The following is a 26,617-nucleotide window of genomic DNA, read 5'->3' on the forward strand; positions in this document are numbered from 1 at the left end:
TTAATGCTGGTATAGCAGGCGCTAAAAGTGTACTTGGTGTAGATATATCTGAATACGCGGTAGAATTCTCAAGAAAAAATGCAGAACTTAACGGCCTTGAGGATATTGTTAAATTCGAATGCCACAATGCCTTTGATATATTAAGAGAATGGTCAAGAGAAGAAAAAAGGCAATATGATGTAGTAATACTAGACCCTCCAGCTTTTACAAAATCTCGTTCCACAATAGATGGAGCAACAAGGGGCTACAAAGAAATTAACCTACGTGGTATGAAATTAGTTAAGCCAGGTGGATATCTTGTAACTTGCTCTTGCTCTCACTTTATGAAACCTGATATGTTTGCAGATACTATTGCTGATGCAGCTCTAGATGCTAAAAGAACATTAAGACAAGTAGAATTTAGAACTCAAGCAGCAGATCATCCAATACTTTGGAATTCTGATGAATCTTACTACTTAAAGTTCTACATATTCCAAGTGGTATAAAGTAAAAGAAATATGTCCGTATGACATTCACCTGCATGACTTGCAATAAGAACTTGAATTACAAAATCCCATTAAGGGCTTCTAATGTTTTGTTCATGTAAAATTCTCTGACGCTCACATTCGGATTCCTGCCTCAGGTTTGCTAGCCTGACGTCCTGTCAGGCTCACGAGAATTTTTCATTTACGAAACAAGAACTCCTAAATGGGATTTCAATATTTCTGCTTTTCTTATTGCAAATCACTTCCGGTGAAAGTCATACTATTATGTATTTACACTAAGTTATATCTAAGAGTCTACAGATAAAAAAATTAGTACTGCTAATGCTTGTTCAAATGCATTTTACGTAATATATACTTTTTTATTTCTTTATAAACCACTTAATATCCAATCCCATCTGTATAATCTACTTATAATATAGTTCCATCTTTATATTCTGGAACAATGTCTATAATATCCTTTTGACAGCAATATTCTAAATCTGAAGAGAGTCCTAACTTCATAATTGTTTTATAGTGATTGGCATATTTTATAAAAGTATGAATATCTTCATTGTTTTTGTATATGTAATGAGAAGTTACGGCTATGTCTGAAAGCTTTGCCTCTGATAGTTTTAATACACAATCTATTATATACCCACTACATAAAAAATCATCTATAGAAAATTCACCATAAGTCCCCGCATTAACTATTACTACATCCTTATTTAAGGATACTATTCTTGTTGCAATGGCTTTGGCATTTAGCATTGACCCTATTAGGATGTTACTAGCCCCTCTGCAGCCTTTTATAGCTTTAGTCCCATTAGTAGTAGTCATTACAAGTGTTTTGCCTTCAATGGACTTTCTGGTGTATTCAAGTGGAGAATTAGAATAATGAAAGCCTTCTATTTTCAATGCATTTCTCTCCCCCCCAAGCATAAACTCTTCTTTACTATTTTTAACAATTTCAGATGCATCCTCCACCGTCAAAACAGGAATTACACCCTTACATCCATTATTCATTGCAGTAACTATTACGCTAGTTGCTCTAAGCATATCTATTACTACCACAATCTTATTTTTTATTTTTTCCTTTTTTATATCATCAGCAGAAATTATTATATCTATTTTCATATTCTCTATCCCCTTTTCAATTATAATGGTTCGATGTTACCTAACATAATTATAACACCATCATTTTCCTTATAACAAATAAAAGACTTCATAGGGAGTTTAACTATCCCTATGAAGTCTCTTTCATTACATCACCACAGGTGATGCCTTTTTGCAATATTACTTTTTTTCTTAGTTAATGCTATCAAAAGTATTCAATCAATATATACTTTCGTTATTGCATATCTAAGAAAAAAAGTTACTCTACCTTATTTCCCTTCCATATCAGAAAGGCTATAAGAAATACTGATGCATCTTTGAAATTTCTAATATCAAAATTTGTTTCTTTCTTAATTTTATCCAGTCTATAAATTAATGTATTCCTATGAACATATAACTTTCTAGCTGCATCACTTATATTAAGACCACAATCCACAAATTGCTCAATAGTTACAATCATTTGACTATCAAAAGCATCAAATTTATCTTTTAACATATATAACAGTTCTTGCTTAATCTTAGGATCTATATTGTATACAATTTTTTCAAATAACATCTTATTGTAATTAAATATATGATCTTTTATATCAAATTTTTTACCAAATATCATGCACTCTATTGCATCATTATATGCTTTCTTAATTCCCTTTATATCATAAGTTATATCACCATAACTCACATAGCATTCACAATACAAATCAGATGATATAGATTCCTTAATACTTTCTATATGTTGCTGGACTTCAGAAAATTCACCAATTACGATTATGATATCATTATATATTAAACTTACAACTACCTCATTATCATATATTTGTTTTATGATATTCAAAGCTTCATACTTACTTCCATTAACACTTATCAATATAACATAACATCCATTTTTAAGAAAAGGTAAATTTATATTAATGTTATCAATTGAAATTTCTCTATTCTCTAAGATATCAATAACCGCTTGCTCCTTAGATAAAAAGAGTTGGGTATACTTATTTTCGATAGTATATTTGAGCAAAGCTATACAATTTTCATACTGCTTTTCTAAACTAATTATGCTTGTAACACTTCCAAGCATAATAGAAAAGTTAGTTATATGTGAATTTTTAACATCTAAGTCACTGGTATATAGTAAGTTACCATCCTGGGTAACTACATTAAATGGTATTTTTGAAGAACGACTTAAATTTTTTAAGAATTCAGTAAAATTGTACATTTTCAGTCGCCCCCTATATTATCGTGTTTTCAGTTTCCTTATCAAATATATGAATTTTATTTATATCCAAAGCAATTTTAATTTTATCTCCAACCTTAGCCATAGATGATCCATTAACCCTTACGACTATGTTTGTATCTCCTTTTGACATATAAATATTAGTCTCTGCTCCCATAAGTTCTACAACTTCAACCTTAGCTTCTACAATTGCATCTTTATGAGCCTCAATGAAAGTAGCACCATCATCGATATCTTCTGGTCTAATTCCCATTATAACAGTTTTACCTATATATGATTTTTCTCTTAAAATTTTAGCTTTATCCTTTGGAATCACTAAAGTTTCATTATCAAAAGTAATTATAATTTCACCATCTTTTTCTAAAATCTTAGCATCCATAAAATTCATTTGAGGGCTTCCTATAAATCCAGCAACAAATATATTAACTGGGTGCTCATATATATTATGTGGAGTATCTACTTGTTGAGCTAACCCATCTTTCATTACAACTATTCTTGTTCCCATAGTCATAGCTTCTGTTTGATCATGAGTTACATATACAAATGTTGTTTGAAGTTTGTGATGTAGTTTTGATATTTCTGTTCTCATTTGTACTCTAAGTTTAGCATCTAGATTTGATAGTGGCTCGTCCATTAAGAATACCTTTGGATTTCTTACTATTGCTCTTCCAAGTGCTACTCTTTGTCTTTGTCCACCTGATAATGCTTTGGGTTTTCTATCAAGTAAATGTTCTATATCAAGTGTTTTAGCTACATCAGTAACTTTTTTCTTTATTTCATCTTTTGGCATTTTTCTTAATTTTAATCCAAATGCCATATTATCATATACAGTCATATGAGGATATAATGCATAGTTCTGAAAAACCATTGCTATATCTCTATCCTTAGGTGCTACGTCATTTACGATTTTATCGCCAATATATATTTCACCTTTTGATATCTCTTCAAGACCTGCTATCATTCTTAACGTTGTTGATTTACCACACCCTGAAGGTCCTACGAAAACTATAAACTCTTTATCTTCTATTTCAAGATTAAAATCCTTAACCGCTGTTACATTGCCATCATAAACCTTGTATATGTGTCTTAATGATAAACTTGACATAATATATTCCCCCTATATGTTTGTTTTAATGATTTTCAATATAAGTATATTGTAATCCTTTAAATCATATATATCTATTCTCAATACCCCCAAAAGTGATGAAGTTAATTTGTAGAAAGATACAAATTGTCACTATAGTAATATAGAACTTGTTTATTTTAAAATTACTCTATAAAATTTTTACCTTGATATAAATCTAACTCCTTCAGTTTATTGTCTATTGCATTTAAGACTTCCCATTTTTTTAAACTCCACATAGGGCCTATTAATAGCTCCCTTGGCGAGTCACCAGTTAATCTATGAATAACCATATTAGGTGGAAGCATAGATATTGTTTTACAAATAATATCAACATATTCATCTTGTGTTAGAAACTTAAGTTTTTTTTGTTTATAGAGTTCCACCATAGGTGTGTTTTCTATAAGATAAAGTAAATGTAGCTTTATGCCTTTTATGTTTTTATGTGAAACATAATCGATTGTTTTAAGCATATCCTGAGTACTTTCCCCGGGAAGTCCAAAAATAGTATGAACCACCACATCAATATTTCTTTTATTAAGATTAGTTAATGCCTCTTCAAACTTACATAATTTATAACCTCTATTAATAATTTTTGCACTTTTATCTGAGCTCGTCTGAAGACCTAATTCTACCCACGTATATACTCTGTTTGAATATTCCTCTATGAGATCTAATACATCATCATCTAAACAATCTGGTCTTGTCGCAATAGCAAGAGCTACTACACCCTCTTGTGATACCGCTTCCTCGTATTTCTGTCTTAATACGCAAGCACTATCATATGTATTTGTATAAGCTTGAAAATAAGCAATATACTTATCCGATTTCCATTTCTTACTCATCATAATCTTTATATCTTCAAATTGTTTTGTAATAGAAAATGTCCTATTCCCAGCGAAATCTCCAGAACCCCTGTCACTACAAAACAAACAACCGCCACTACTTATAGTTCCATCTCTATTAGGACAAGAAAATCCACCATCTAAAGCAATTTTAAAAACCTTACTACCAAATTTTTCTCTTAAAAAATAATTTAAACTATTGTATCTTTTGCCATTCCATGAATTCTCCATTAGATTCTTCCTTTCTTATTTAATCATCTCCTACGGAGCTGACATATTAAAATAAATAACTAGCCCTTAGACTAGTTATCTATTTTTTAAACTTAAGTTAATTATACCTTATCTCTACAAAGCGTGTATTAATTATAGTTTTTTTACGGTAAAATCCTTTAAACTTAATTCCCATTTCCCAATAATATTTCCTTCTGCCCCATTACCATTTGATTTAGGGATTACTTCATATGTCATACTATCCTCCCCAAAAGAAGAAAATATTATTTGAACTTTTTCTATAGGATAATATTTTTCAAAATTAATTGGAATCATATCCCCATTTTCTACTTTATAAACTCCGATACATTTTCCATTTTTCTCGCTATTATATTGCACAAGTAAAAATTTTTCATCTGTTGAAAATATCATAAACTCCACTTTGCAATTAAATAATAAATCTATTGGTACTAAATCCTTTCCTATTGGTTTTTCTTTAGCCATTACTCCAGATCCACCTGATTCACCACCTTGTGATGATTGATCAACATTTCCCTGAACTTCAAGAGATTCATCGATATTGACAATACCTATAAAAGAATTTTTATTATAAGTGCTAAATGCAATTTTATCTCCTTCATAGCTAAAATTAATAGGTCCAAAAGATTTTAATGGTACCATTGTTTTGTATAACCTTGCTCCATCATTTTTTGAGTACGCATATTTAGGAATGCCAGATACATCAATAATTAAACTTGTCTTTACATTGCTTTTATCACGATATCTAATACCAGTACCTTCTATAAACGCTTCCGTTTGTTGTGTATTAGTAATTTCGCCTATTTTATATTCAGCTCCATCTTTAACAATTTTAATAGAATATTCATCCATACAAGACAATGAGCTTCCAATTGAGGTTTTAGTAACTCTCACCTTAAAAATTCCACTTTTACCAACCTCATTACTTTCTGTAACTTTATAACCTTTTATCTTCATATTACTAATCGGTAAATTAGCAGATTTACGATATAACTCCTTAGTATATAGTTTCTTACCATTTTCAAAATCTTCTTTCATTATGAAATCCATATAACTTTCAACTACATTTGTTGCACTTTTAATCTCAAAATTATTTATTTTCGTTTTCGTTTCTTCCTCTTTATTTGAACATCCCGTAATATTAACAATACAAAATAGTATTAATAAGCAACTTAAAAATTTTTTCAATATTTTCACTCCCTTCAATTCATTTTTAATTATAAAAATTATAGTTACAAAAATGATTAATATTTATAAATTAAAATAATTTATTATAATTATAGTTTCCCTCAAATTATATTTTTAATTTATATAATTAATATTTTTTATTGAAATTATTGTTTATTATCAAATAACACACATATATTTATAAATATAATCATTTTATTTAAATGTTAGCCTTAATTTAATAATATTGTGGAGGAGATATCTTGAAAAAAACAATCGGTTTAATATTTCAAACTGCGGCTGTATTTATTGGTACCATAGTAGGAGCAGGCCTTGCTTCTGGTCAAGAAATAACTCAATTTTTCAGCACTTACGGATATGTAAGTTTTTGGGGGATTCTCGTATGTTGTTTGATTTATATTGTAATAAGTTCAATTATTGTTTCTATTAGTCTAAAATATAAATTAAGCTCCTATACTGAGCTTATAACTCTCGTAAGTCCAGGTTTTTTTGGTATAATCACAGACATATTCACAAGCTTTTTTTTAGTAAGTGGTGCTGCCGTTATACTCGCTGGAAGTGGCGCACTTCTTCATCAATATTTTGGAATTTCAAAATGGGTGGGTATTTTACTTATGTCAATAATTTCTTTATATACGGTACTTAAAGATACTAAGGGATTGATAACTATAAATTCTTTTATAGTTCCAACCCTAATTACGATTATTGTAACCATATTTGTTTTATACTTATTTTTTTATAGAGATATGGTAAGTGTTACTTATATAAAACAAATTCCATCTTATAAAGATAATATTATACCAAGCCAATGGTTTTTTTCAGCTTTGCTTTACGCCGGTTTTAATATGTTATGTTGTAGTGGTGTACTCGTCCCTTTAAGTCAAGAAATCAAATCTAAACGAGTACTTATTCCTGGTGTTATATTAGGTGCATTAGGTCTAACTGTTTTATGCTATTTAATAAATATAATGCTTTTACTAAATATACCTCAAATTTTTAAATATGAGATTCCCCTTCTTTATATAACACACCGTTTTGGTATGTTAATGCAAATTCTTCTACTTTGTGTAATATTTTGTGAAATGTTTTCAACTGAAGTTTCCAACATTTATAGCGTCGGTAAAACTCTAGAGAAAAAGTTTAATATATCGTATAAGAAAGCTGTTTTATTAATACTAGTTATAGCTTTACCTGTTTCTCAAATTGGTTTTAAAACTCTAATCAAAGTCCTCTATCCTGGGTTTGGTGCAATAAGTTTTATATTTTTAATTCAATGTATTTTATTTTATAAAAAAACTGCTAAAAAGCAGAATTGACATTTTATATATCAAAGTTGTACAATTCTTGTATGTTCAAAAACTTGTATTTATAAAGCAAGGAGATAACGATGATAAATAAAAACACAAAAAAATCAGACAATTCGAACTCTTTAGACATTCTAAAAAAATGTAATTTATGTCCTAGGAAATGTTTTGTTAATAGACTTGATGGTGAATTAGGATATTGCAAAGCTTCTCAATATATAAAAGTAGCTAAAGTCTCACTGCATCATTGGGAAGAACCTTGTATTTCAGGTGAATTAGGTTCTGGCACTATATTTTTTTCAGATTGTAATCTGGAATGTGTATTTTGTCAAAATTATAAAATAAGTCACGAAGGCTTCGGAAAAACAATATCTATAAATCGTCTTAGTGAAATTTTTTTAGAGGAGCAGACTAGGGGGGCCCTCAACATAAATTTAGTCACGCCAACCCACTATGTCCCCCAGATAATAGAAGCCTTAAAACTATCTAAACAAAGCGGTCTTAGCATTCCTATTCTATATAACTCAAATGGCTATGAAAGTATAGAAACCATTAAGTCACTTATTGGATTCATTGATGTTTACCTACCAGACTTAAAGTATTATGATGACAAATATGCAATTAAATATTCAAAAGCACCTAATTATTTTAATACTGCAAGTAAAGCTATTACTGAAATGGTATCTCAAGTAGGGAAAGTAAAACTTGATAATAATGGTATAATTCAAAAGGGAGTAATAATTAGACATCTAATGCTACCTGGTTTATTATTTGATTCTAAAAAAATAATAGACTTCATACATACCACTTTTAATAATGATGTTTATATTAGCTTAATGAATCAATATACCCCTATAAATGTAGCAACTAAATATCCTGAAATAAACAAGAAAATAAACCCCGCTCATTATGATGCTTTAATAAACTACTGTTTAAATTTAGGAATAACAAAATGTTTTATTCAAGATATTGGAACTTCATCCACCGCTTTTATACCAGATTTTAATTTAAGTGGAATATAGTAAACAGCTTTCTAAACTATTTGATTTTTTAATAAATAAAGGCCCCCATATTTTTCATTATGGGAACCTTTATTTATTCAATGTAATTTGTTATATCTTGATTTTTATGAAAATTAAATTTCAAATTTTTAAAAGCAAAATATAAAACAAAAGCAAATATTACGCCTACAATCACATCTGCAAAATAATGTTGTTTTATAAACATAGTGGATAAAATTATAGAGACAGATATAATAATACAAATTACCTTTGTCCATTTACTAACCTTTTTTGATTCAAAAATATATAAAGCTATAAGCACTGAATTTAAAACATGAATACTAGGAAAACAGTTGTAGGGATTGTCCACCGCATATAAATTCAAAACCAAATTGCTAAAGAAATCTGTTCCTAATATCAAAGGTCTTGGAACATATGTTGGATAAAAATAGTATATTATGTAACATGTAATCATTCCTATATTTAAGGTTATGAGTAACTTGAAATATTTCTCTTTATCTGATATACATAAGATAACTGAAAACACTGCTATAAATATATACCAAGATACATAAGGTATTATAAAAAACCTATTAAAAGGTATAAGTTTATCTATAAATGTAAATAAGTCGTTAGTATTTCCTCTGTTTTGATTGAGAAGAGGATAAGTCAAACTTATTAATGGAATGCTTAGTGCAAATACTCCTCTTTTAATAACTTCTTTCCATTGATACGTTATAACTTTTTTTTGTAATTGTTCCATTTTTCTTGCCCTGCTTTCCTCATAATAACTATATCTTATATTTCTTTAAATCATCTTTAAATGAGCTTGTTATCTTTTTAAACTCATATATACTGTCTATTAACTTCTTAATTTCATTTGTATAGGTTGCAACACTTGTACTTACCTCTTCTGATGATGCAGAATTCTCCTCTGAAATTGCAGCTAAAGACTCTATTGTTTCATATATATTTGCAATAGATTTAGCTTCTCTATCTAAATTATTTATAGTCTCTATCATTGCTGTAGAAACAGTTCTAACAGACATTGTAGCCTCATAACTTATATCTCTTACGTCCTCTAGCCCCTTGGTCTCATTTTGCAAGATATCATATTGGTCACCAATTTTATCAACAAGAACATTTATATCCTTAACAAACTCAATCAGATTGCTATTTATTTCTTCCACAGCACTCTTAGACTGTTCTGCAAGCTTTCTAACCTCATCTGCTACAACAGCAAATCCTTTCCCTTGTTCGCCTGCACGTGCAGCCTCTATCGATGCATTAAGGGCGAGTAAATTTGTTTGCTCAGAAATTTGAGAACAATTGATACTATGTTTGTTATGTCATGAGCCTTAGTTTCAAGCTTTATACCATTATCTTTTACTCCCTTAAATTTTTCTAAGGTTTCAAGTATATTCTTACTTGTTTTATCAACACTTTCATAACTATTATTTATCTTTTCAAGAGCTTTTTCTAATTCATCTTTATTGGCATTCTCATTTTTAACAATATCTTTAAGCGATCTAATATTATCATTTAAAATCAAAACAGCATTTTCAGTGCTCTCCGCTTGACTTACAGAAGTATCAGCCATTTGCTCAACTACTACTGATATGTCCTGTGATGTATCTTTCATTCTACCAGAAATAGTATTTATATTTTGTGCAAAAGTATCCATCTCATCAGTTACACCCTTATACTCAACAAAATCTGATCTAAATCCTTTTTTATATTTCTTAATGTTTTTATATAAATCCTCATACTCATCACAAGTAACAATATCTCCATCTTCAACATAATTATTGCTATTAATCTGATCTATAGTTTGCATAATTAACTTCGCAGGTCTTCCCATTATAAAAGATGCAAGACTTGATGCTAATCCAGAAATGATAGAAAGACCTACTACTTTTAAAATATCACCTGTACCACTTAATATCACTTCGAAAATTAAAGCTATAATAAATGTAAATAAACCTACTTTACCATGATAATTATTAATAAAACCTAATGATAGAATTTTATTTATTTTATATGTTTTTTTATAATAAATATCCTTATCGAATGTAAGCTTTAAATTTAAGCTATCAGAAGTTTTTTCTAATTGTTCAATTTTAACTTTCTCATTAAAATACTCACATGTACCATCTAATAGTCCTAAAAAGTAATCAAACATTGCTCTCTTAGAATTATAAGTAAAAATAGCCTCTCTACTTGAAATAGGTATAATCCCTACCAATGGTTCTCCAAAGCACATCAATAGATATGTTTTGTTTGTTAGATATATCTTGTATTACATTTTTAACTTGCTTATCATCTATATTCTCCACCGGTGAGAATATTTTTCTAGAATTCCACCCTGCAGATTTCATCGCATCATTAACTATTTCATCGCCATAAATCTTTCTACAAGTCTTCATCCAAGTAGCTACTACTGTTCCTTTCATAATACCACTTCCCCCTTGGATATAATGATTGTACTATTCTTTGTATGTCATACCCTTATAATTAAAATAATAATTATATCTTAAACTGTATGCTATCTAGTTTTGCAATTACCTTAATATCGTTATGTGGGACTGTTTCAGTTTTTAATGAAATTCTATTGCTTATTAACAATAATTTATTACTATCCAATTTCTTTATTTGCCTTAAAACTCTTTCCCCATTATAATCTAATAATGATATAGAATTATTTTCTATCTCATGAGTCAAATGAGCAAAAGCAATATCCCCACTACAAATTCTAAACCCAAGCATATCATCATTTTCTATTTCTAAAAATAACACTTTATCTTGAGCATATCCTTCTACTTTGTTTGATATTATTGGCATTTGTTTAATACCTATAGCTTTAACTAAATCATATTTATAGATGGAAACATCTTTTAATACTGAGCTAAATGCATCATTCCAAACCTCATTTACTTTTCCAGCAATTGGTCTCTCGAGTTTTGTTCCCCTTTCCTTGGTATCTTCTATATCTTCAAAAGCTACAGATCTATCTTCGATCTCTTCTCCTAAAACATTAGATATTTTCTCTAAAAGTTTTTCATTTATAACCTTTTTGCCCATTTCTATATCATTAATAAACCCTTCAGAAACTCCAATTTTTTTACCTAACTGTTTTTGGCTTACCTCTTTTATTTCTCTTACTTGTTTAATCCTATCTCCTACTCTACTCATAATTTTCCGCCTTTCCAATTGAATATTTGTTTTTAATCATTTAATTACAATTTTACACCATTTCTGCTCTGTATAAAAATTTTTTTTAAATATTGTGATTATGTGTATAACAAAATATAAATCCTCTGCTTATAGCAGAAGATTTATATTTTGGACCATATCCTTTATTCACCTTTCTTATAAGCTTCTCTTTCTGCAACCAACTGATGCATAAGATAATTAACCGTCCAATTTATAGATGTTGGTGTTACTGCTGCAAGTATTGTATCACTGCTTTTAATTTGTCTTATGTCATCAATTAGCTGATACAATTCCTTGTCTTCAAAATTACTAAATATAAGTAATTTTTCTTTAGGTAATTGTGTATTACCATTTATTTTTTTAATATCTTGCAATACTTCCCTAATTGTTACATTTCCCATGTTTTTTTCAATTACTCTGCAAGGAAATATATTTTGTTTTACCAATAACTCATTAAGTACTTCTTTTTCAACACCAGTTAATCCATATGCAAGGATACCTTTTTCATTAATAAGATCCACACTATATCCTCCCTACAATTTAATATTTTAATATTTTAATATTTTAATATTTTAATAATTTTATTTTCATATATTTACTTTATTTTTTTTGGCTCACTGTACTCAATTCCTAAAGTATCCACACTCATGCTTTTTATTTTTTGTTCTTTATTTGGTTTATCTCTAAAATCTCTTTTTACTTTAGCTATTTCTAAAGCATACTCCAACCCTTGCGTTACTTTACCAAAAGCTGCATAACTTCCATCTAAATGATAAGAATCAGCTACCATTATGAAGAACTGGCTTCCTGCTGAATCTGAATCATTAGATCTAGCCATTGATAAAACACCTATTGAATGTTTTAAATCATTTTTAAATTTGTTAGAAGAGAACTCACCTTTTATAGAATAATCCGGTCCACCAACTCCTGTTCCTTCAGGACAGCCACCTTGAATCATAAATCCCGGAATTACTCTATGAAAAATAAGTCCATTATAAAAACCCTTGTTTATAAGACTAATAAAATTATTTACCGTATTCGGTGCAACTTCTGGATATAACTCAGCCTTTATCACTTTTCCATCTTGCATATTAATCGTTACTATTGGATTCATATATTTATCTCTCCTTTATGTTATGTACTCATAGTAAATTATATCACATTTTATATCATTTACTATTTTTTATATATAAGGACATCCTCAAAAATAATTAGTTACTCTCTACCTATTCTTAAGAATGTCATCCTACTTCAAAAATTAAATGTTTTCCTTACCAACACTTATGAGTAAACTCATTTTTTCTTGTGGTTCTTCTAATTTTATTTGAATATTTCCTCCAGGTAGTATTATCAAAGAATATTTTTCTAATATATCTATTTCTCGATTTGTATCAATATTAACTATATCAATTTCTAAATTATCTAAGTCTTCTTCTTTATCATACTTATATCCAATGTTTAACCCACCTAATGTAGTTGTATCTTTAAATTGTTTGTCATTATTTGAAATAATTAAATGCGCAGTGTTCTTATTTTTCCCAAATTTACATACCAAATGATTTATAACATATAGGCAATTATTTTGCACAGGATTATCTATAGTTATACAATTAATTTTATTTATACCTTCAATTTCCATATTAAAAGTATCCTGCTCTACGTGATACTCACTATCTTTTTTTAATTGAAACACTCTCATTTCATCACCTTATTTCTGTAGTCTCTTTGTATAGTTTATACTATTCACCTAGTCATATTATTGCTATAATTAATTTAATTTTAGATATATACATGATGTTGCTCCCTCTACATTTAATATTAATTATCTGTTTTATACAAGCTAGTTTTAACTATGCCATAAAAAATAAAAATAGTCTAAAACTAATTAAATTAGCTTTAGACTATTTTATATGTATATATTTTCTCTTAACATTCACATAATAAGATTATAGTTGTAATAATTTATAACTTAAATCTATTGTATTATCATTCGTAGATGAACTATATATAGTTACGATACCCTTTGTCTTCTTTTCATTCAAAAGATTATTACAAGTAAGTTGCCTTTTTAATTGATTCACTGTACCTATGCTTCCATCAATTATAATAGTTTTTTCTCCAACAATCTTACTTAATTCTTTTTTTATAAATGGATAGTGAGTACAACCAAGTACTATAGCTGCTACATCTAAATGGCTAAACTCCTTTAATTTTTCTTTTAAGTATTCCTTAATCTCATCGCCTTCTATAATTCCATTTTCAATAAGTTCAACTAAACCTGCACAAGGTAAAGGTATTATATTAACTTCTTTATTATACAACTTCATTAAATTATCGAATTTTTTTTCAGCTAAAGTCATAGGGGTTGCCATAATAATTACACTTTTACCCCTGCTAACTTCCACCGCAGGCTTTAGTGCTGGCTCTATGCCAATTATAGGTATATCTTTATACCTCTTACGTAATGCATCAATGGCTGCACTAGTAGCAGTATTGCAAGCGATCACTACTACTTTGACTCCCTTCTCCAAAAGAAAATCCACTGCTTTAAAAGTTAGTTTTCTAACTTCATTTACATTTTTAGTTCCATAAGGTGCATTTAATGAGTCTCCAAAATAAACAAAATCTTCACTTGGAAGAACTTTTAACGATTCCTTAAGAACACTTATTCCGCCTACTCCTGAATCAAAAAATCCTATTGGTCTTTCTCTATTATTCACATTATCACCACCATATTAAAATTAATAATTTTACATATAATTTATAAAAAACAAATTTATTAATTGGTATACAAGTGTTTATTAGTCACATATATACATTCTATTAAATATTATGTTATTAAGTCTACCCATTTAATTTAAATTATACCATAAAAGGAGGAAGTGTTATGCCTTCAGGACCTAATTTGTACAAAATTAAAGATTCAATAAGCAATGGTTTAGATGTTTTATCAAATAAATCTGGAGATTTTATTGAAATATCTAAACTTAAATATAAACTCCACTTCGAAGAAAATAATATGGATAACCTCTATCGTGATCTTGGAAAAGAATTATACTCAATTTTCAAAACTAATAGTCGCATTGATTCGTCTTTATTAGGTTACTGTAATGCTTTAAAGAAAATTGAAAATCGTATAAAAAATCTTGATAAAGAAATTAGTAAAGTTAATAAAAACAAATAAATTATACAGAAGCTAATGGTACCCTACCTTAAATGCGAGGTGCCATTAGCTTCTATTTGAAAATGTCTAATCTATATATTATTTACGTTCTTCTTTAATTTTATTATAAATTTACAACCTTTATTTATATCCTGCACTAAAGTTATATTCCCCCCATGTTTTTCAATTATTGCTTTTGATATTGCAAGCCCAAGCCCCGTGCCACCACTTCTAGAATTTCTCGTAGTATCCACGCGTACAAACGGTTCAAAAATGTTACCTTGAGATTCTTTAGGTATTCCTATTCCATTATCCTCAATAATAATTACAGCATCTTCATTATCTAATAAAAGTTTGATATTAATTGTAATACCCGGACTATTATATTTAATACTATTTAATAAAATGTTACTTAATGCTCTATCTAAGTTTTTTCTGTCGAAAGGAATTTCAACTTCATCTTCCGTAATAGTAAATTCATATAAAACACCCTTTTGCTCCATCATTGGAACATATCCAGCAATTAGTTCTCGTAAAAACTCGCCTATATCATGATTGCCTACATTTAGTTTATATTCTGTACTTTCAATTCGTGAAAATTCAAATAAATCTTGAATTAGGTCATTAGCTCGTCTACTATTGTTATTAATAACTTTTAACAACTTATTCCTATCTTCTATATCAACATCATCATTCTCGAGTAAAAATTCAGAATACCCCAATATACTTGTTAATGGATTTTTTAAATCATGTGATATATCAAGGATCATTCTTTTCCTGTTATGTTCTGCCTTTTCCTTTAATAACTTCTCCTCTTGTATCTTTTCTGCCATTAAATTAAATGCATCCTTTAATTGACCAATTTCGTTTAAAGAATTAATTTCAACCCTTGTTGAATATTGTCCATTTTTTACAGTATTAACACCTTTTAAAAGTTTTTTTAATGGTTTTACAAATATCATTGATGTAAGTTTAGAATAAAGCACCATTGTAGATACTAAAAATATAAATATTATAAATGGAAATATTGTTAAGAAGCTAAATCCATAATTCTTACGATTACTAACCTCTTCCAATTGCTTTTTATGTTCAAACCCCCACGTATAGGCATCGAATATACTGTTTGGCATAGCTGTAATTAGTATGAACTCTTTTTTTGCACCATATTTACTAGAATAAAAATAACCATCCTTTAAATTATTAGTGATCATATCATTATAATACTTCTGGGAGTATTTAAATCCCACTTTATGTTTACTACCATTTTCCATAATAATATTTAAGTTTTTATCAAGTACTTCAACATAACCCTTATGTTTTATAAAATTTGTTACATTTATATCTTTATAATTTTGCTTTATAATATACTCCGCTGTGGCACTATCTGTCGGTAAATTTAAATAATTAGAAGAAAAATAGAATAATAAAGTTACCATCGTTAGCATGAATATTGCAATTAATATAATTGTAAATATAATGTAATTTTTTAATAATTGAGTAGCCATTTTCTTACTTTTAAAGTAAACTCCTATTTTTTTTAATTTTTTTCTATTCATTATGGTGTAACTCCATTTTATAACCTATACATCTTATTGTTTTTAAATATTTAGGATTCTTAGGGTCTTCTTCAATCTTTTCTCTAATATGGCTTATGTGTACCATAATAGTATTTGAGTCTCCATAATATGAATTGCACCATACTATTTCATATAGCTGCTTTTTAGTATATACCTTTCCTGGATTTTCTAAAATAAACTCTAATAACCTATATTCCTTTGGGTTTAAAGCTAAAGCTATATCGTTTTTATAAATACAACAACTATCCTTGTCTAGCCTTAACTCTCCAACAACTATTCCAGTTTTATGAGTTTTATTAGAGTATTTATAATAGCGTCGTAGCTGAGCCTTAACACGCGCAACTATTTCGATAGGACTAAATGGTTTTATTACATAATCATCCGCTCCTAGCCCAAGACCAAGTATTTTATCAGCCTCTTCTTCCCTTGCAGTTATAAAAATCACTGGTATCTCACTAGTTTCTCTAATCTTTTTAAGAACTTTAAATCCATCAATTTTCGGAATCATAACATCAAGTAGTGCAATATCTATATCTTTATTCTCAAATATATCTAAAGCCTGAAGACCATCTTCTGCCGTGAAAATTTTATATCCTTCTTTTGCTAAATGAATTTCTAGCAATTCCCTTATATCTTGTTCATCCTCTACAATTAAGATATTCATTATGCATCCCTCCCATCTTTATAAATTGTAACCTAAAAGTTTGCTTCAACTCAAATAATATGTTAACTCATACTATTTTCCCTACTTATGATATGGTTCACCACTTATTATTCTAAATCCTCTATAAATTTGTTCAAGTAGCATAACTCTAAATAACTGATGTGGAAAAGTCATCTTCGAAAAACATAGTTTATAATTAGACCTTTCTAATACGTCTTTAGACAAACCTAATGACCCTCCAATTACAAAGGCTATATTACTCTCCCCCCTCACTCCTAAATCCCTTATGTAATTTGAAAGCTCCTCTGAGGATATCATATTTCCCTTTAGCTCTAGAGCAATAACGAACATATTATCCTTTAAATTCTTAAGTATAGAATCTCCTTCTTTAGCTTTTATTAATATCTCTTCTTTTAACGAAGCATTATCCGGAGTTTTCTCATCACTTAACTCAATTATATTCAGTTTGCAATATCTGGATAATCTTTTGGTGTATTCATCTATAGCACTTTTTAGGTATTTTTCTTTTATTTTCCCTACACATATTATCGTTATGCTCATTCTAAGTCTCCTTTAGTTTTCTTGTATAACATTTTTCATACATATAACACATTATTACTATATGCTCAAATCTCTCCTTTTATAAAACACATATGTGGTTTTTATCATTGATAAAACAATTACAATTGATAGTATTACAAAACTCAATTGAAAACCACTTCCTAATATCAAATTCTTAGCTTCATAATACTTAAACGGTGTAAAATATTTAAGATTTATGAGTTTACCATTTAAATCTATTACCATTGATAGTATATATGTAATTAAAAGAACGGCTGTTGAAATGGATGTCGCTGTTTTAGGATTCTTACTTACAGCAGCTATAGCTGTTGAAGTAAACATAAATATAAGTTGCATAACAAACATTCCAACCATTAACGTTATGATTTCACCGCTTACAGATTCACCCTTGCTATATTTTCCCACTACTACGATTGAAGAAACTAAAGTGATAATATTAAATATTAAAATATTCATAAAAGCTGCTGCAAGCTTTGCTGTTATGATTTTATTTCTTGAAATAGGTTTTGAAAATAAAAATTCTGCGGTTTTATCTCTTTCTTCCTTTGAAATTATATTAGCACCAAGCATAATCGCATGAATAGTTGCCATAAGCGCTAAGTATAAAAATAGCATTCCATAATAGCCACTAGCCTTTGACAAATCAAAAATACCTATACCAAAAAGTGTTTGCATAGATTTTGGCATTTGTGCAAATAAATCATTCATTGATTGACCAGAGGATGATAATGCAACATATTTACCCATGCCGGCTACAACCATAAATATTATACCAACAGCCCATATGATAAGTACATTTCTATGAGCCTTCATTTCTACAATAAACACATTCATAAAATAACCTCCTGTTAATATTCCTAATTATCTGTAATCGCTATAAATCACACCAGTATCTAAGCAGCATGAACATCTTTTTTAGAGTATATAAGATAACTGCTAGTAATTGCCAAAGCAATAAATACTATTCCTACTATGATAAATGAAACTTCATAACTAGAATTTTTCAAAATATATGTTGTATCAAAATACTTAAATGGTGTTATATATCTCATATTGTTATCACCTAATGTCGCTGCAAACATACCTATAACGAAAAATGAAAATACCGTCCCAAGAGATATTGGCAATACTGATTTAATTTTAGGAATTAAAACAGAAATTATAATTCCTAAAGCAAGAAACATGAGTTGAATAAAAAATAATGTAATAGAAATCATAAAAAATATTTTATAACTGTATTTTTCTGTTGCTACAAGTGACACCATAAAGCTAGAAGCTATAAAGTAAGCTACATTCGTAATTACAAGGCAACATAAAGATGCCAAAAGTTTTGATGTCATTATCGCCCTTCGAGTAACTGGTCTAGTTAAAAGAAAATCTGCAGTTTTGCCTCTAACCTCCTTTGATATAATTGAGGTTCCTAAATTCATAGCCTGAATAGCGCCACAGAGTGTTATATATAAAAACATATATGAATAAAAACCTAAAACAGAAGATATGCTATCTATAGAGAATCCCATGGCTTTTCTTATTGGCTCTGGAAAGCCTTTCATAACTTCTTTAAACGCGTCGGCTTCCTTTGAAAAAGAAGGAAACATCGTAAGAAATAGAACAACAAGAGTTACTAAAGAAATAGTCCATATAACAGTAGACTTTCTGTAAGCCTTAAGTTCATGAATAAACATATTCATATCTTTTACTCCTCCTTCTCATAATAATGCATAAATATTTCTTCAAGATCTGGTTCTTCAATCCAAATATTTTTTATTTCTGTCTCTGAAATTTTTTTTATAATAGAATTAATATTTCCACTAAATATAAAACTTGCTATATTACCATTTATCTCTAAATTACTCACTCCACTGAACTTAAAGTAATTATTATCTATTTTCGACTTCATCTCTATTTTGAACTTCTTATGATTATTTTCTTGTAATGTACTAATCTTATCAAGCTTTATTATTTTACCTTCTTTAATAATTGCAACGCGGTCACATAATCTCTGGACTTCACTTAGAATATGAGAAGAAAGTAATATTGTAGCACCCTTTTTATTCTCCTCCTCAAGGAGTTCAAAAAACTTTTGTTGCATAAGTGGGTCGAGTCCACTAGTAGGTTCATCAAGTATTATAAGTTTAGGTGAATGTAATAGCCCTTGAACAATGCCAACTTTCTTTTTATTACCTAAGGATAAATCATCTATTTTTTTATTAAGATCAAGATTCATTATTTGTGATAATTCTACAATTCTTTTACTACAATCCTTCTTGTAAAAGCTAGCTGAATACTTTAATAAATCTATAACCTTCATATTATCATAATAAAAAATTTCTGATGGCAAATACCCTATTTCCGCTCGAATCTCAGGGCCAAACTCTATGCAGTCCTTACCAAAAATAGTAGCGCTACCACTAGTTGGATAAATAAGAGCTAGCAAAGTTCTTATAGTTGTAGACTTTCCTGCACCATTAGGTCCGATAAATCCAAAAATTTCTCCTTGCTTAACATTAAAACTCACATCTGTAATCCCTCTTGATTTACCATAATTTTTAGTCAAATTCTTAATTTCAATAACATTCATTAATAAGCCCCCTTATACATGATGCGTTTTTTAAATTAATTAATAATAAGCTCTGAAGAATAATCATAGATAAATAAAAAAGTAACAAACCTTGTCCCAAAGGCAAAGTCCATTACTATCATTTGTTTGTTTTTAATTTTCTTATATAATTAAACTAAAATTATTTTCCACAACACTTCTTATATTTCTTTCCGCTTCCACAAGGACATGGATCATTTCTTCCAACTTTATCATTATTAACTACCGTTTTAGAATCTCTATATGATATTTGAATTTCTTTTCTTTTTTCTTTTGAAAAAATACCTTCCCATTGAGGAAGTTCATATAAATAATCGGCTTTTGCATCTAACATATTAAAATAAAGTTTTTCATAATCTACTTTTAAATTAACTTCTGTGTCACTTTCAGTTTCTTCTAATTGTACAGGTTCTAAAAGACTATCATTTATTCCATCAGTAAACCCCATAAAATATATGTTAGATACTTCAAAGTGTTTAGCAAGCTCTTCCATTGTACCCTCTACCTTATCTGTATGGTTTGCTAATAATTTAGTATAAATACGTCTTTCTATTTCACCATAGTCATGCCAAAACGCCTCTTCTCCTCTACGTTTAACATAATCAACCACCATATCTGTCCACTCTTTATATAAACTCATATTCTATTCTCCTTCAAATCATAATATATTTATTATATCCCATTATTATAATAAAAAATTCGCTAATATTTAAAATATACGTTTAATCCTCATAATTTAATATATTTGTTTATTTTTTACTATCTATTTCTTTAATAGTATTAATCCTTCTTTACTAAAAGGCTTAGATATATCATAGTTTCCACCTATAGTATCAATATCATTATTCTCAAGCGTCATTTTAATTTTTTTTACAGACGATAATTGAGTTAATGATGCTGCTATACTTTGAAGGCAACTTTTTTCTTTCGCCTCTGACATATTTACTTTAGCTTCTTTGCTTAAATTTACATAAGCAATATTATCTTTAATTGAAAAACTAAGCAATCTAGTTTCCCTCGGAAGTATTGGTTTTAGTTCACTTTTTACAGTAGGCCCTTTTATAAGTTCCTGCATGATAGTCTCACCAATGAGTTCTTCCTTGTTAACAAGTCTCTCATCTTTAACCACTTTCACTGTAGACCCATCTTTAGTCCCATCAAAATAAATACCCAATTGAATAAAGCCATCTTTTTCTAGAGGTAGTTTTAGATTTTCAAGTTTTTCTTTATTGGTGACGCTCTTCGCATCTTTTTCTTCGCACCCTGAAAATGCAACTGTTGAAGCAACTAGAATAGAACATAGTAATATTGGAATTGCTTTTTTCATATTTGACCTCTCCTTTAATAATTCACTAAAGTTTTGAATCTACCGAGGTAGTAATATCTATTCTTCTTAAATACAATTAAAATTCAATTAGATTACTTGGCATATCTCTTTTTGCTAAATTCAAAGAAATATCCTTACCTATATCAATATTATTTTCTTTAAGAATATTAACCACTGTCTGATAAGCCAAATCCGGAAAATTATTTGTTTTACTTAAGTGACCTAAAATTATATGTTTATGTTTATTGCTCATTGTATCCACTATAGCTTGTCCACATGCATCATTAGATAAATGACCTACATCACTTAATATTCTTCTTTTTAATGAATATGGATATGGACCGAATTTCACCATTTCTACATCATGGTTACTCTCAAGTAAAACCACATCAGCATCTTTTATTATATTCTTTACTTCCTCTGAAAAGTAACCTAAATCAGTAGCTATACAGGCTTTCTTTTCCCCAGTATATAAAGCATACCCTATAGGTGCTGCTGCATCATGTGATAATTTATAATTTGTTATGTGCATATCCATTATATCCACAGAATTCTTATTTATAATTCTTATATTATCTTCTTTTATGTTCCCTATTTTACTCTCCATAGCTTTCCAAGTGTCTTCATTTGCGTAAATCGGTATATTATATCTTCTTGAAACAATACCTGCACCCTTTATGTGGTCAGAGTGTTCATGAGTAATAAAAATACCATCGAGATCATTAGGGTTTTGATTTATATATTTAAGTGCACCTTCAATACTTTTCCCCGGCATACCTGCATCAATTAGAATTTTTGTATTTTGTGACGCTACAAATATACTATTTCCACTACTTCCACTATATAATGGACAAAAAATCATAATTATCTCCTTTAATTTAAAATTGTTATATAGTAACTCTCTTTATGTCTGCACCTATGTTTCTAAATTTTTCTTCTATATTTGGGTATCCTCTATCAATATGTTCTATACCTAGGATTTCTGTGGTACCTTCTGCTATAAGCCCCGCAATAACTAAAGCTGCTCCTGCTCTTAAATCTGATGCAACAACAACCGTTCCTACAAGTTTCTTTACTCCATCCACTGTAGCAACGCTTCCATCTACTTTTATATGCGCGCCCATTTTGTTTAGCTGTTCTACATGTTTAAATCTAGATTCCCAAATACTCTCGTTAATTATACTTCTTCCCTCTGAAACACATAGTAGTGTATTCATTGGTTGTTGAACATCCGTTGGAAAACCTGGATAAGGCAAAGTTTTAATATTTACAGCCTTTAGTCTTCCATTTGCCTTAACAGTAACACTGTCCCCACCGTCAGTCACCTCTGCTCCCATTTCTATAAGTTTTGCAGAAATTGATTCAAGATGTTTTGGAATAACATTATTTACAGTTACTTCTCCACCACAAGCAGCAGCTGCTATCATAAATGTACCTGCCTCAATTTGATCTGGAATTACACTATAAGTACATCCTGTCAATTCCTCAACACCTATAATTCTTATAACGTCCGTACCTGCACCTTTAATATTTGCTCCCATAGAGTTTAAAAAATTGGCCACGTCAACAACATGTGGTTCTTTTGCAGAATTTTCTAAAATAGTCGTTCCTTCTGCAAGAGTCGCAGCAGTCATTACATTTATTGTTGCGCCTACACTAACAACATCGAAATAAATACTAGTCCCTATTAACTTGTCAGCCTCAACATTTACTGCTCCATTTTCGATAGTCACCGTTGCACCAAGGGCCTCAAACCCTTTTATATGTTGATCTATTGGTCTAGCACCTATTGGACAACCACCTGGAAGTGCTACTCTAGCTTTTTTAAATCTGGCTAAAAGTGCACCAATCAAATAATAGGATGCTCTCATTTTTCTTACATCCTCTGTATTAGCATCTATACTAGTTATACTTGTACTATCTATTGTAACTGAATCTTTTTCTCTTTTAATTTCACAACCTAAGTTTTCTAATATTCTTTCAATACAATTTACATCTTCTATATCTGGAATATTTTCAATGATACATTTACCCTTACTTGCTATTATAGCTACTGGTAAAATTGCTACTGCCGCATTTTTTGCACCACTTATTTCCACTTGACCAAGGATACGTCGACCCCCGTTAATTACCAATTTATCCATATTTGTATCATCCTCACTATACCTTATATATTAAGTATTTTTATTTTTATACATATAATTCAATTATACCATACCTACATTATATTCTAGCACTTATTTCAAAAATGTGGTGTAATATTATTATGTTTAACACAATATTTATAATTTTTATTTATAAAACATAAAAATCACCCGCATAAAACACGGGTGATTCTTATATTATCTCATTGTCTTAAAACTACCACAGTCTGTACATTCTAGTGTTTTAGCAACACTTTCATGTTTTACAACATCAATTTTGTTTAAAGTACAAAAATTGTCATCTTTACAATGATATTCACATTCGCTTACTACACACCCTATACTATTATTATGCTCCATAAAAAACACCTCCATTTATTTACTACAACTCTATCATTAGTAATACTGTCATAATTTATGCAATAAATCAAAAACTATTTATATTAATAAATGTATACTTCTCTCATTTAACGACTTCAAATAAATTCTATTACATAAATTTACACAAAAAGTACAAATAACAAAAATTATGTTATAATAAACTTATAATTTAATCAAAATAATATTAACCAATCTTGGTTATTAATTTCACTTGGAGGACAAACATGAAATATTTTTTAGTTGCATTATTTGATGATTTATCAAATTCTATAGTTCAAAATATTCAAAGGGATATTTGTAGAAAATACAAACTATACAAAAGCTCACCTAGCCTTTATATAACTGTAAGTACTATTACAAATCCTGATGTAGATAAATTAGATGTAGTTATTTCTAAAATTCTAGCTCCTTATAAACACTTTAAAATAGGCATAAATAACAGCATTGAATTAACAGATAACTCAAGTCAAGTTAATCTTAAAGTTGAAGACAAAGGCTACATTTTTCGTATAGCAAGAAATATTACAGACACTTTAGCCTTACATGGTTTTAATGTTAAGACTGATGATGATTTTATTGATTTACGTATACTAATAGCTAATGCAAATCATATTATTAAAAAGTCTTATAATGTAGGTACCATTTCTATTGATCCGAATTTGTCTAAAGATGACTTTTTAAAATTTGTAAAGGTTTCTAAGCTAGAATTATGGAAGCAAGTAAATAATAAAAAAGAAATTTTAGTTAAAACTTATGAACTAAGAGAATACTAAAAATATATTTTAGTTTAAAGGAGGGAAAAAATGATTTATTACTTAGTTGGTATATTCGATGAACTTTCCTATGAATATATTGAGTCTATTCAAAAATCACTTTGCACCAAATATAATCTTTACAATGGAAATACAACTTTACCTAAACTTCATATAACGTTAGAGACAATTACTGATCCCGACATTAGTGATTTAGATGCTTTTTTGAAAAATATACTTAAAGATTATACTAAATTTAAAGTTGAATTAAATGGTGTAATATGTTTTGCCCCTCCCTTTAAATCTGTAAACCTAAACATTGATAACAAAGGTACTATATTTGAATTATCTAAAAATATAAACTCTACATTAAAAACACAAGGATTTGGTGTTAGAGAACATATTGAAAATTGGAATTTACATGTTTCACTTGCGAGTACAACTTTCGCGGATAGAGAATGGTCTAATAACGAATATTTATCAGCTTGTAACTTAGCTAAAGATGAAAATTTCAAAAGAACTATAACAATTAATGCTATAGAGCTTTGGAAACCTATAAATAATAATGACGAAATGGTGGTTAAAAAATATGAATTTAAATAAATTATTTGAGATGCAAAATACTTTAGACCATAGAATTGAGACTGAGCATCATCTTGAGGGCGTCCAGTTGTTTAATAAAAAAATATTGTCACTTCAAGTAGAACTTGGAGAACTCGCAAATGAAACTCGCTGTTTTAAATTTTGGAGTACAAAAGAATCATCAAGTAAAGATGTAATTCTCGAAGAATACGTTGATTGTCTACACTTTATTTTAAGCTTAGGCCTTGAAAAAAGCTTTCAAACCATTACTTTAAATGTAAAAAATACAACTCGTGAATTATCTGAGCAATTTTTAAATTTATATATAACTATAGCAAATTTTGCAACTTTATCTTCCTTAGATAACTATTCAATTATCTTTCATAATTTTTTAAATTTAGGTCTAAATCTTGGTTTTTCTGAAGAAGATATTGAAAACGGATATTTTTATAAAAACAAAATTAACCATGAAAGACAAGATAATGGATACTAAAACATTTTAATATTACAAAACATTCTGGGTAAACTACCTTAGAGGAGTGTGATTGTAATTGGGCATAATATTTTCTATAATCGCAGGTATATGTATGAGCCTTCAAGGTGTTTTTAATACAAGGGTAAGTGAAAAAATCGGATTATGGGAAACTAATGTTTTTGTCCAATTTACTGGTTTAATTTTGACTTTAATAATACTTCTTATAGCTGGAAATGGTAATTTTAAAGCAATAAAAGATGTAAATAAATTTTATTTGCTTGGAGGAGTACTAGGCGCAATCATTATATTTTCTGTAATGCTCGGCATAACAAATATGGGACCAACTTGTTCTATTGCTATTATATTAGTTGCTCAGCTACTCGCTGCTGGTATAATTGATAGATTTGGACTATTTGGAGCTACCCAGCTGAAATTTGGTATTTTTAAATTTATAGGCGTTGGCATTATGATTTTAGGTATAATAATATTTAAATGGAAAGGGTAAATTACCCTTTCCATTTAAATATTATACCTTTATTCTCTATTAACACATCTTAAAATTTTGCATAATATATATATAATGAAACAATATAGCTGATTGCGAAACTCTAAAAGATTTTAGTGAAATATCTATCTAAAATTT

The 26,617-nt window shown here is 28.9% G+C and carries 30 protein-coding genes and 1 pseudogene; 8 read left to right on the plus strand and 23 right to left on the minus strand.

Translation table 11 applies throughout. The features are described from left to right. On the plus strand, positions 1-485 hold a 485-nt coding region (locus tag Q0649_RS12980), incomplete at its 5' end, for a class I SAM-dependent rRNA methyltransferase (RefSeq protein ID WP_298842609.1). Between the two features lie 408 nt (positions 486-893). On the opposite strand, the gene Q0649_RS12985 is transcribed toward Q0649_RS12980, so the two are convergent. The 5 genes from Q0649_RS12985 to Q0649_RS13005 form a co-directional block, all read right to left on the minus strand. Then, positions 894-1,598 carry a 2-phosphosulfolactate phosphatase family protein gene (locus tag Q0649_RS12985; RefSeq protein ID WP_298842612.1) on the minus strand — a complete coding sequence of 235 codons (705 nt, stop codon included), beginning with the start codon at positions 1,596-1,598 and terminating at the stop codon, positions 894-896. A 238-nt stretch (positions 1,599-1,836) separates the two neighbouring features. Next, the gene (locus Q0649_RS12990; RefSeq protein ID WP_298842615.1) at positions 1,837-2,787 is read right to left on the minus strand and encodes a CdaR family transcriptional regulator; all 951 of its coding nucleotides are present in this window, start codon (positions 2,785-2,787) and stop codon (positions 1,837-1,839) included. A 13-nt stretch (positions 2,788-2,800) separates the two neighbouring features. Continuing rightward, the gene (locus Q0649_RS12995) at positions 2,801-3,910 is read right to left on the minus strand and encodes an ABC transporter ATP-binding protein (protein WP_298842618.1); all 1,110 of its coding nucleotides are present in this window, start codon (positions 3,908-3,910) and stop codon (positions 2,801-2,803) included. Between the two features lie 164 nt (positions 3,911-4,074). Further along, positions 4,075-5,004 (minus strand): TIGR01212 family radical SAM protein, encoded by a 930-nt coding sequence (locus tag Q0649_RS13000; RefSeq protein WP_298842621.1) that lies wholly within the window; start codon positions 5,002-5,004, stop codon positions 4,075-4,077. A 132-nt stretch (positions 5,005-5,136) separates the two neighbouring features. Continuing rightward, positions 5,137-6,210, minus strand: coding sequence for a hypothetical protein (locus Q0649_RS13005; protein ID WP_298842623.1), 1,074 nt, complete (start codon positions 6,208-6,210; stop codon positions 5,137-5,139). 242 nt (positions 6,211-6,452) lie between these two features. Between Q0649_RS13005 and Q0649_RS13010 the strand changes: the two genes are divergently transcribed. After that, positions 6,453-7,526, plus strand: a complete 1,074-nt coding sequence (locus Q0649_RS13010; protein ID WP_298842625.1) for a transporter — start codon at positions 6,453-6,455, stop codon at positions 7,524-7,526. Between the two features lie 71 nt (positions 7,527-7,597). Further along, complete coding sequence (locus Q0649_RS13015; protein WP_298842628.1) at positions 7,598-8,536, plus strand: radical SAM protein; 939 nt, start codon at positions 7,598-7,600, stop codon at positions 8,534-8,536. 73 nt (positions 8,537-8,609) lie between these two features. On the opposite strand, the gene Q0649_RS13020 is transcribed toward Q0649_RS13015, so the two are convergent. From Q0649_RS13020 to murI, 7 genes and pseudogenes are all read right to left on the minus strand, one after another. Then, positions 8,610-9,278 carry a phosphatase PAP2 family protein gene (locus tag Q0649_RS13020; RefSeq protein ID WP_298842630.1) on the minus strand — a complete coding sequence of 223 codons (669 nt, stop codon included), beginning with the start codon at positions 9,276-9,278 and terminating at the stop codon, positions 8,610-8,612. 28 nt (positions 9,279-9,306) lie between these two features. After that, positions 9,307-10,968: pseudogene (locus Q0649_RS13025) on the minus strand (methyl-accepting chemotaxis protein). A gap of 73 nt (positions 10,969-11,041) precedes the next feature. Beyond that, positions 11,042-11,707, minus strand: coding sequence for a S24 family peptidase (locus Q0649_RS13030; RefSeq protein ID WP_298842633.1), 666 nt, complete (start codon positions 11,705-11,707; stop codon positions 11,042-11,044). A gap of 164 nt (positions 11,708-11,871) precedes the next feature. After that, entirely contained in the window at positions 11,872-12,249 is a 378-nt protein-coding gene (locus tag Q0649_RS13035; protein WP_298842636.1) for a DUF3783 domain-containing protein, read from the minus strand. 74 nt (positions 12,250-12,323) lie between these two features. After that, complete coding sequence (locus Q0649_RS13040; protein WP_298842638.1) at positions 12,324-12,842, minus strand: peptidylprolyl isomerase; 519 nt, start codon at positions 12,840-12,842, stop codon at positions 12,324-12,326. 144 nt (positions 12,843-12,986) lie between these two features. Beyond that, a complete protein-coding gene (locus Q0649_RS13045) occupies positions 12,987-13,421 on the minus strand; it encodes a hypothetical protein (protein WP_298842641.1) in 435 nt (144 codons plus the stop codon). 253 nt (positions 13,422-13,674) lie between these two features. Continuing rightward, positions 13,675-14,448, minus strand: a complete 774-nt coding sequence (murI, locus tag Q0649_RS13050) for a glutamate racemase (RefSeq protein ID WP_298842643.1) — start codon at positions 14,446-14,448, stop codon at positions 13,675-13,677. Between the two features lie 167 nt (positions 14,449-14,615). On the opposite strand from murI, the gene Q0649_RS13055 reads away from it, so the two are divergent. Then, entirely contained in the window at positions 14,616-14,912 is a 297-nt protein-coding gene (locus Q0649_RS13055; RefSeq protein WP_298842645.1) for a hypothetical protein, read from the plus strand. 71 nt (positions 14,913-14,983) lie between these two features. Here the strand turns inward: Q0649_RS13055 and Q0649_RS13060 are convergent, their stop codons facing one another. The 11 genes from Q0649_RS13060 to Q0649_RS13110 form a co-directional block, all read right to left on the minus strand. Beyond that, the gene (locus tag Q0649_RS13060; RefSeq protein WP_298842648.1) at positions 14,984-16,447 is read right to left on the minus strand and encodes a HAMP domain-containing sensor histidine kinase; all 1,464 of its coding nucleotides are present in this window, start codon (positions 16,445-16,447) and stop codon (positions 14,984-14,986) included. Then, positions 16,440-17,132: a response regulator transcription factor gene (locus Q0649_RS13065; RefSeq protein ID WP_298842651.1), complete on the minus strand. Its 693-nt coding sequence runs from the start codon at positions 17,130-17,132 to the stop codon at positions 16,440-16,442. Before Q0649_RS13065 ends, Q0649_RS13060 begins: the two co-directional genes overlap by 8 nt. Before the next feature lie 81 nt (positions 17,133-17,213). After that, a complete protein-coding gene (rlmH, locus tag Q0649_RS13070) occupies positions 17,214-17,693 on the minus strand; it encodes a 23S rRNA (pseudouridine(1915)-N(3))-methyltransferase RlmH (protein WP_298842654.1) in 480 nt (159 codons plus the stop codon). Between the two features lie 57 nt (positions 17,694-17,750). Then, positions 17,751-18,548, minus strand: coding sequence for an ABC transporter permease subunit (locus Q0649_RS13075; RefSeq protein ID WP_298842657.1), 798 nt, complete (start codon positions 18,546-18,548; stop codon positions 17,751-17,753). A gap of 59 nt (positions 18,549-18,607) precedes the next feature. Then, the gene (locus Q0649_RS13080; protein ID WP_298842663.1) at positions 18,608-19,405 is read right to left on the minus strand and encodes an ABC transporter permease subunit; all 798 of its coding nucleotides are present in this window, start codon (positions 19,403-19,405) and stop codon (positions 18,608-18,610) included. 5 nt (positions 19,406-19,410) lie between these two features. Beyond that, positions 19,411-20,295 (minus strand): ABC transporter ATP-binding protein, encoded by an 885-nt coding sequence (locus Q0649_RS13085; RefSeq protein ID WP_298842667.1) that lies wholly within the window; start codon positions 20,293-20,295, stop codon positions 19,411-19,413. Positions 20,296-20,455: 160 nt separating this feature from the next. Further along, a complete protein-coding gene (locus tag Q0649_RS13090) occupies positions 20,456-20,953 on the minus strand; it encodes an SEC-C metal-binding domain-containing protein (protein WP_298842670.1) in 498 nt (165 codons plus the stop codon). 123 nt (positions 20,954-21,076) lie between these two features. Next, complete coding sequence (locus tag Q0649_RS13095; protein WP_298842672.1) at positions 21,077-21,640, minus strand: GerMN domain-containing protein; 564 nt, start codon at positions 21,638-21,640, stop codon at positions 21,077-21,079. A gap of 76 nt (positions 21,641-21,716) precedes the next feature. Next, on the minus strand, positions 21,717-22,502 hold the full coding sequence (locus Q0649_RS13100; RefSeq protein ID WP_298842675.1) for an MBL fold metallo-hydrolase: 786 nt from the start codon (positions 22,500-22,502) through the stop codon (positions 21,717-21,719). A gap of 25 nt (positions 22,503-22,527) precedes the next feature. Continuing rightward, positions 22,528-23,784, minus strand: a complete 1,257-nt coding sequence (locus Q0649_RS13105) for a UDP-N-acetylglucosamine 1-carboxyvinyltransferase (protein WP_298842677.1) — start codon at positions 23,782-23,784, stop codon at positions 22,528-22,530. Positions 23,785-23,982: 198 nt separating this feature from the next. Further along, positions 23,983-24,144, minus strand: coding sequence for a DUF1540 domain-containing protein (locus Q0649_RS13110; RefSeq protein ID WP_298842680.1), 162 nt, complete (start codon positions 24,142-24,144; stop codon positions 23,983-23,985). Positions 24,145-24,389: 245 nt separating this feature from the next. Between Q0649_RS13110 and Q0649_RS13115 the strand changes: the two genes are divergently transcribed. From Q0649_RS13115 to Q0649_RS13130, 4 genes are read left to right on the plus strand one after another with little or no spacing between them, the layout of a single operon-like run. After that, complete coding sequence (locus Q0649_RS13115) at positions 24,390-24,938, plus strand: hypothetical protein (protein WP_298842683.1); 549 nt, start codon at positions 24,390-24,392, stop codon at positions 24,936-24,938. A gap of 30 nt (positions 24,939-24,968) precedes the next feature. Next, a complete protein-coding gene (locus Q0649_RS13120; protein WP_298842686.1) occupies positions 24,969-25,520 on the plus strand; it encodes a 2'-5' RNA ligase family protein in 552 nt (183 codons plus the stop codon). After that, positions 25,507-25,992, plus strand: coding sequence for a dUTP diphosphatase (locus Q0649_RS13125; RefSeq protein WP_298842689.1), 486 nt, complete (start codon positions 25,507-25,509; stop codon positions 25,990-25,992). Before Q0649_RS13120 ends, Q0649_RS13125 begins: the two co-directional genes overlap by 14 nt. A gap of 58 nt (positions 25,993-26,050) precedes the next feature. Next, on the plus strand, positions 26,051-26,479 hold the full coding sequence (locus Q0649_RS13130) for a DMT family transporter (RefSeq protein ID WP_298842692.1): 429 nt from the start codon (positions 26,051-26,053) through the stop codon (positions 26,477-26,479). The last annotated feature ends 138 nt before the right edge of the window (positions 26,480-26,617 follow it).

The sequence above is a fragment of the uncultured Clostridium sp. genome (assembly GCF_937920395.1).
Taxonomy (GTDB): Bacteria; Bacillota; Clostridia; order Clostridiales; family Clostridiaceae; genus Clostridium_AD.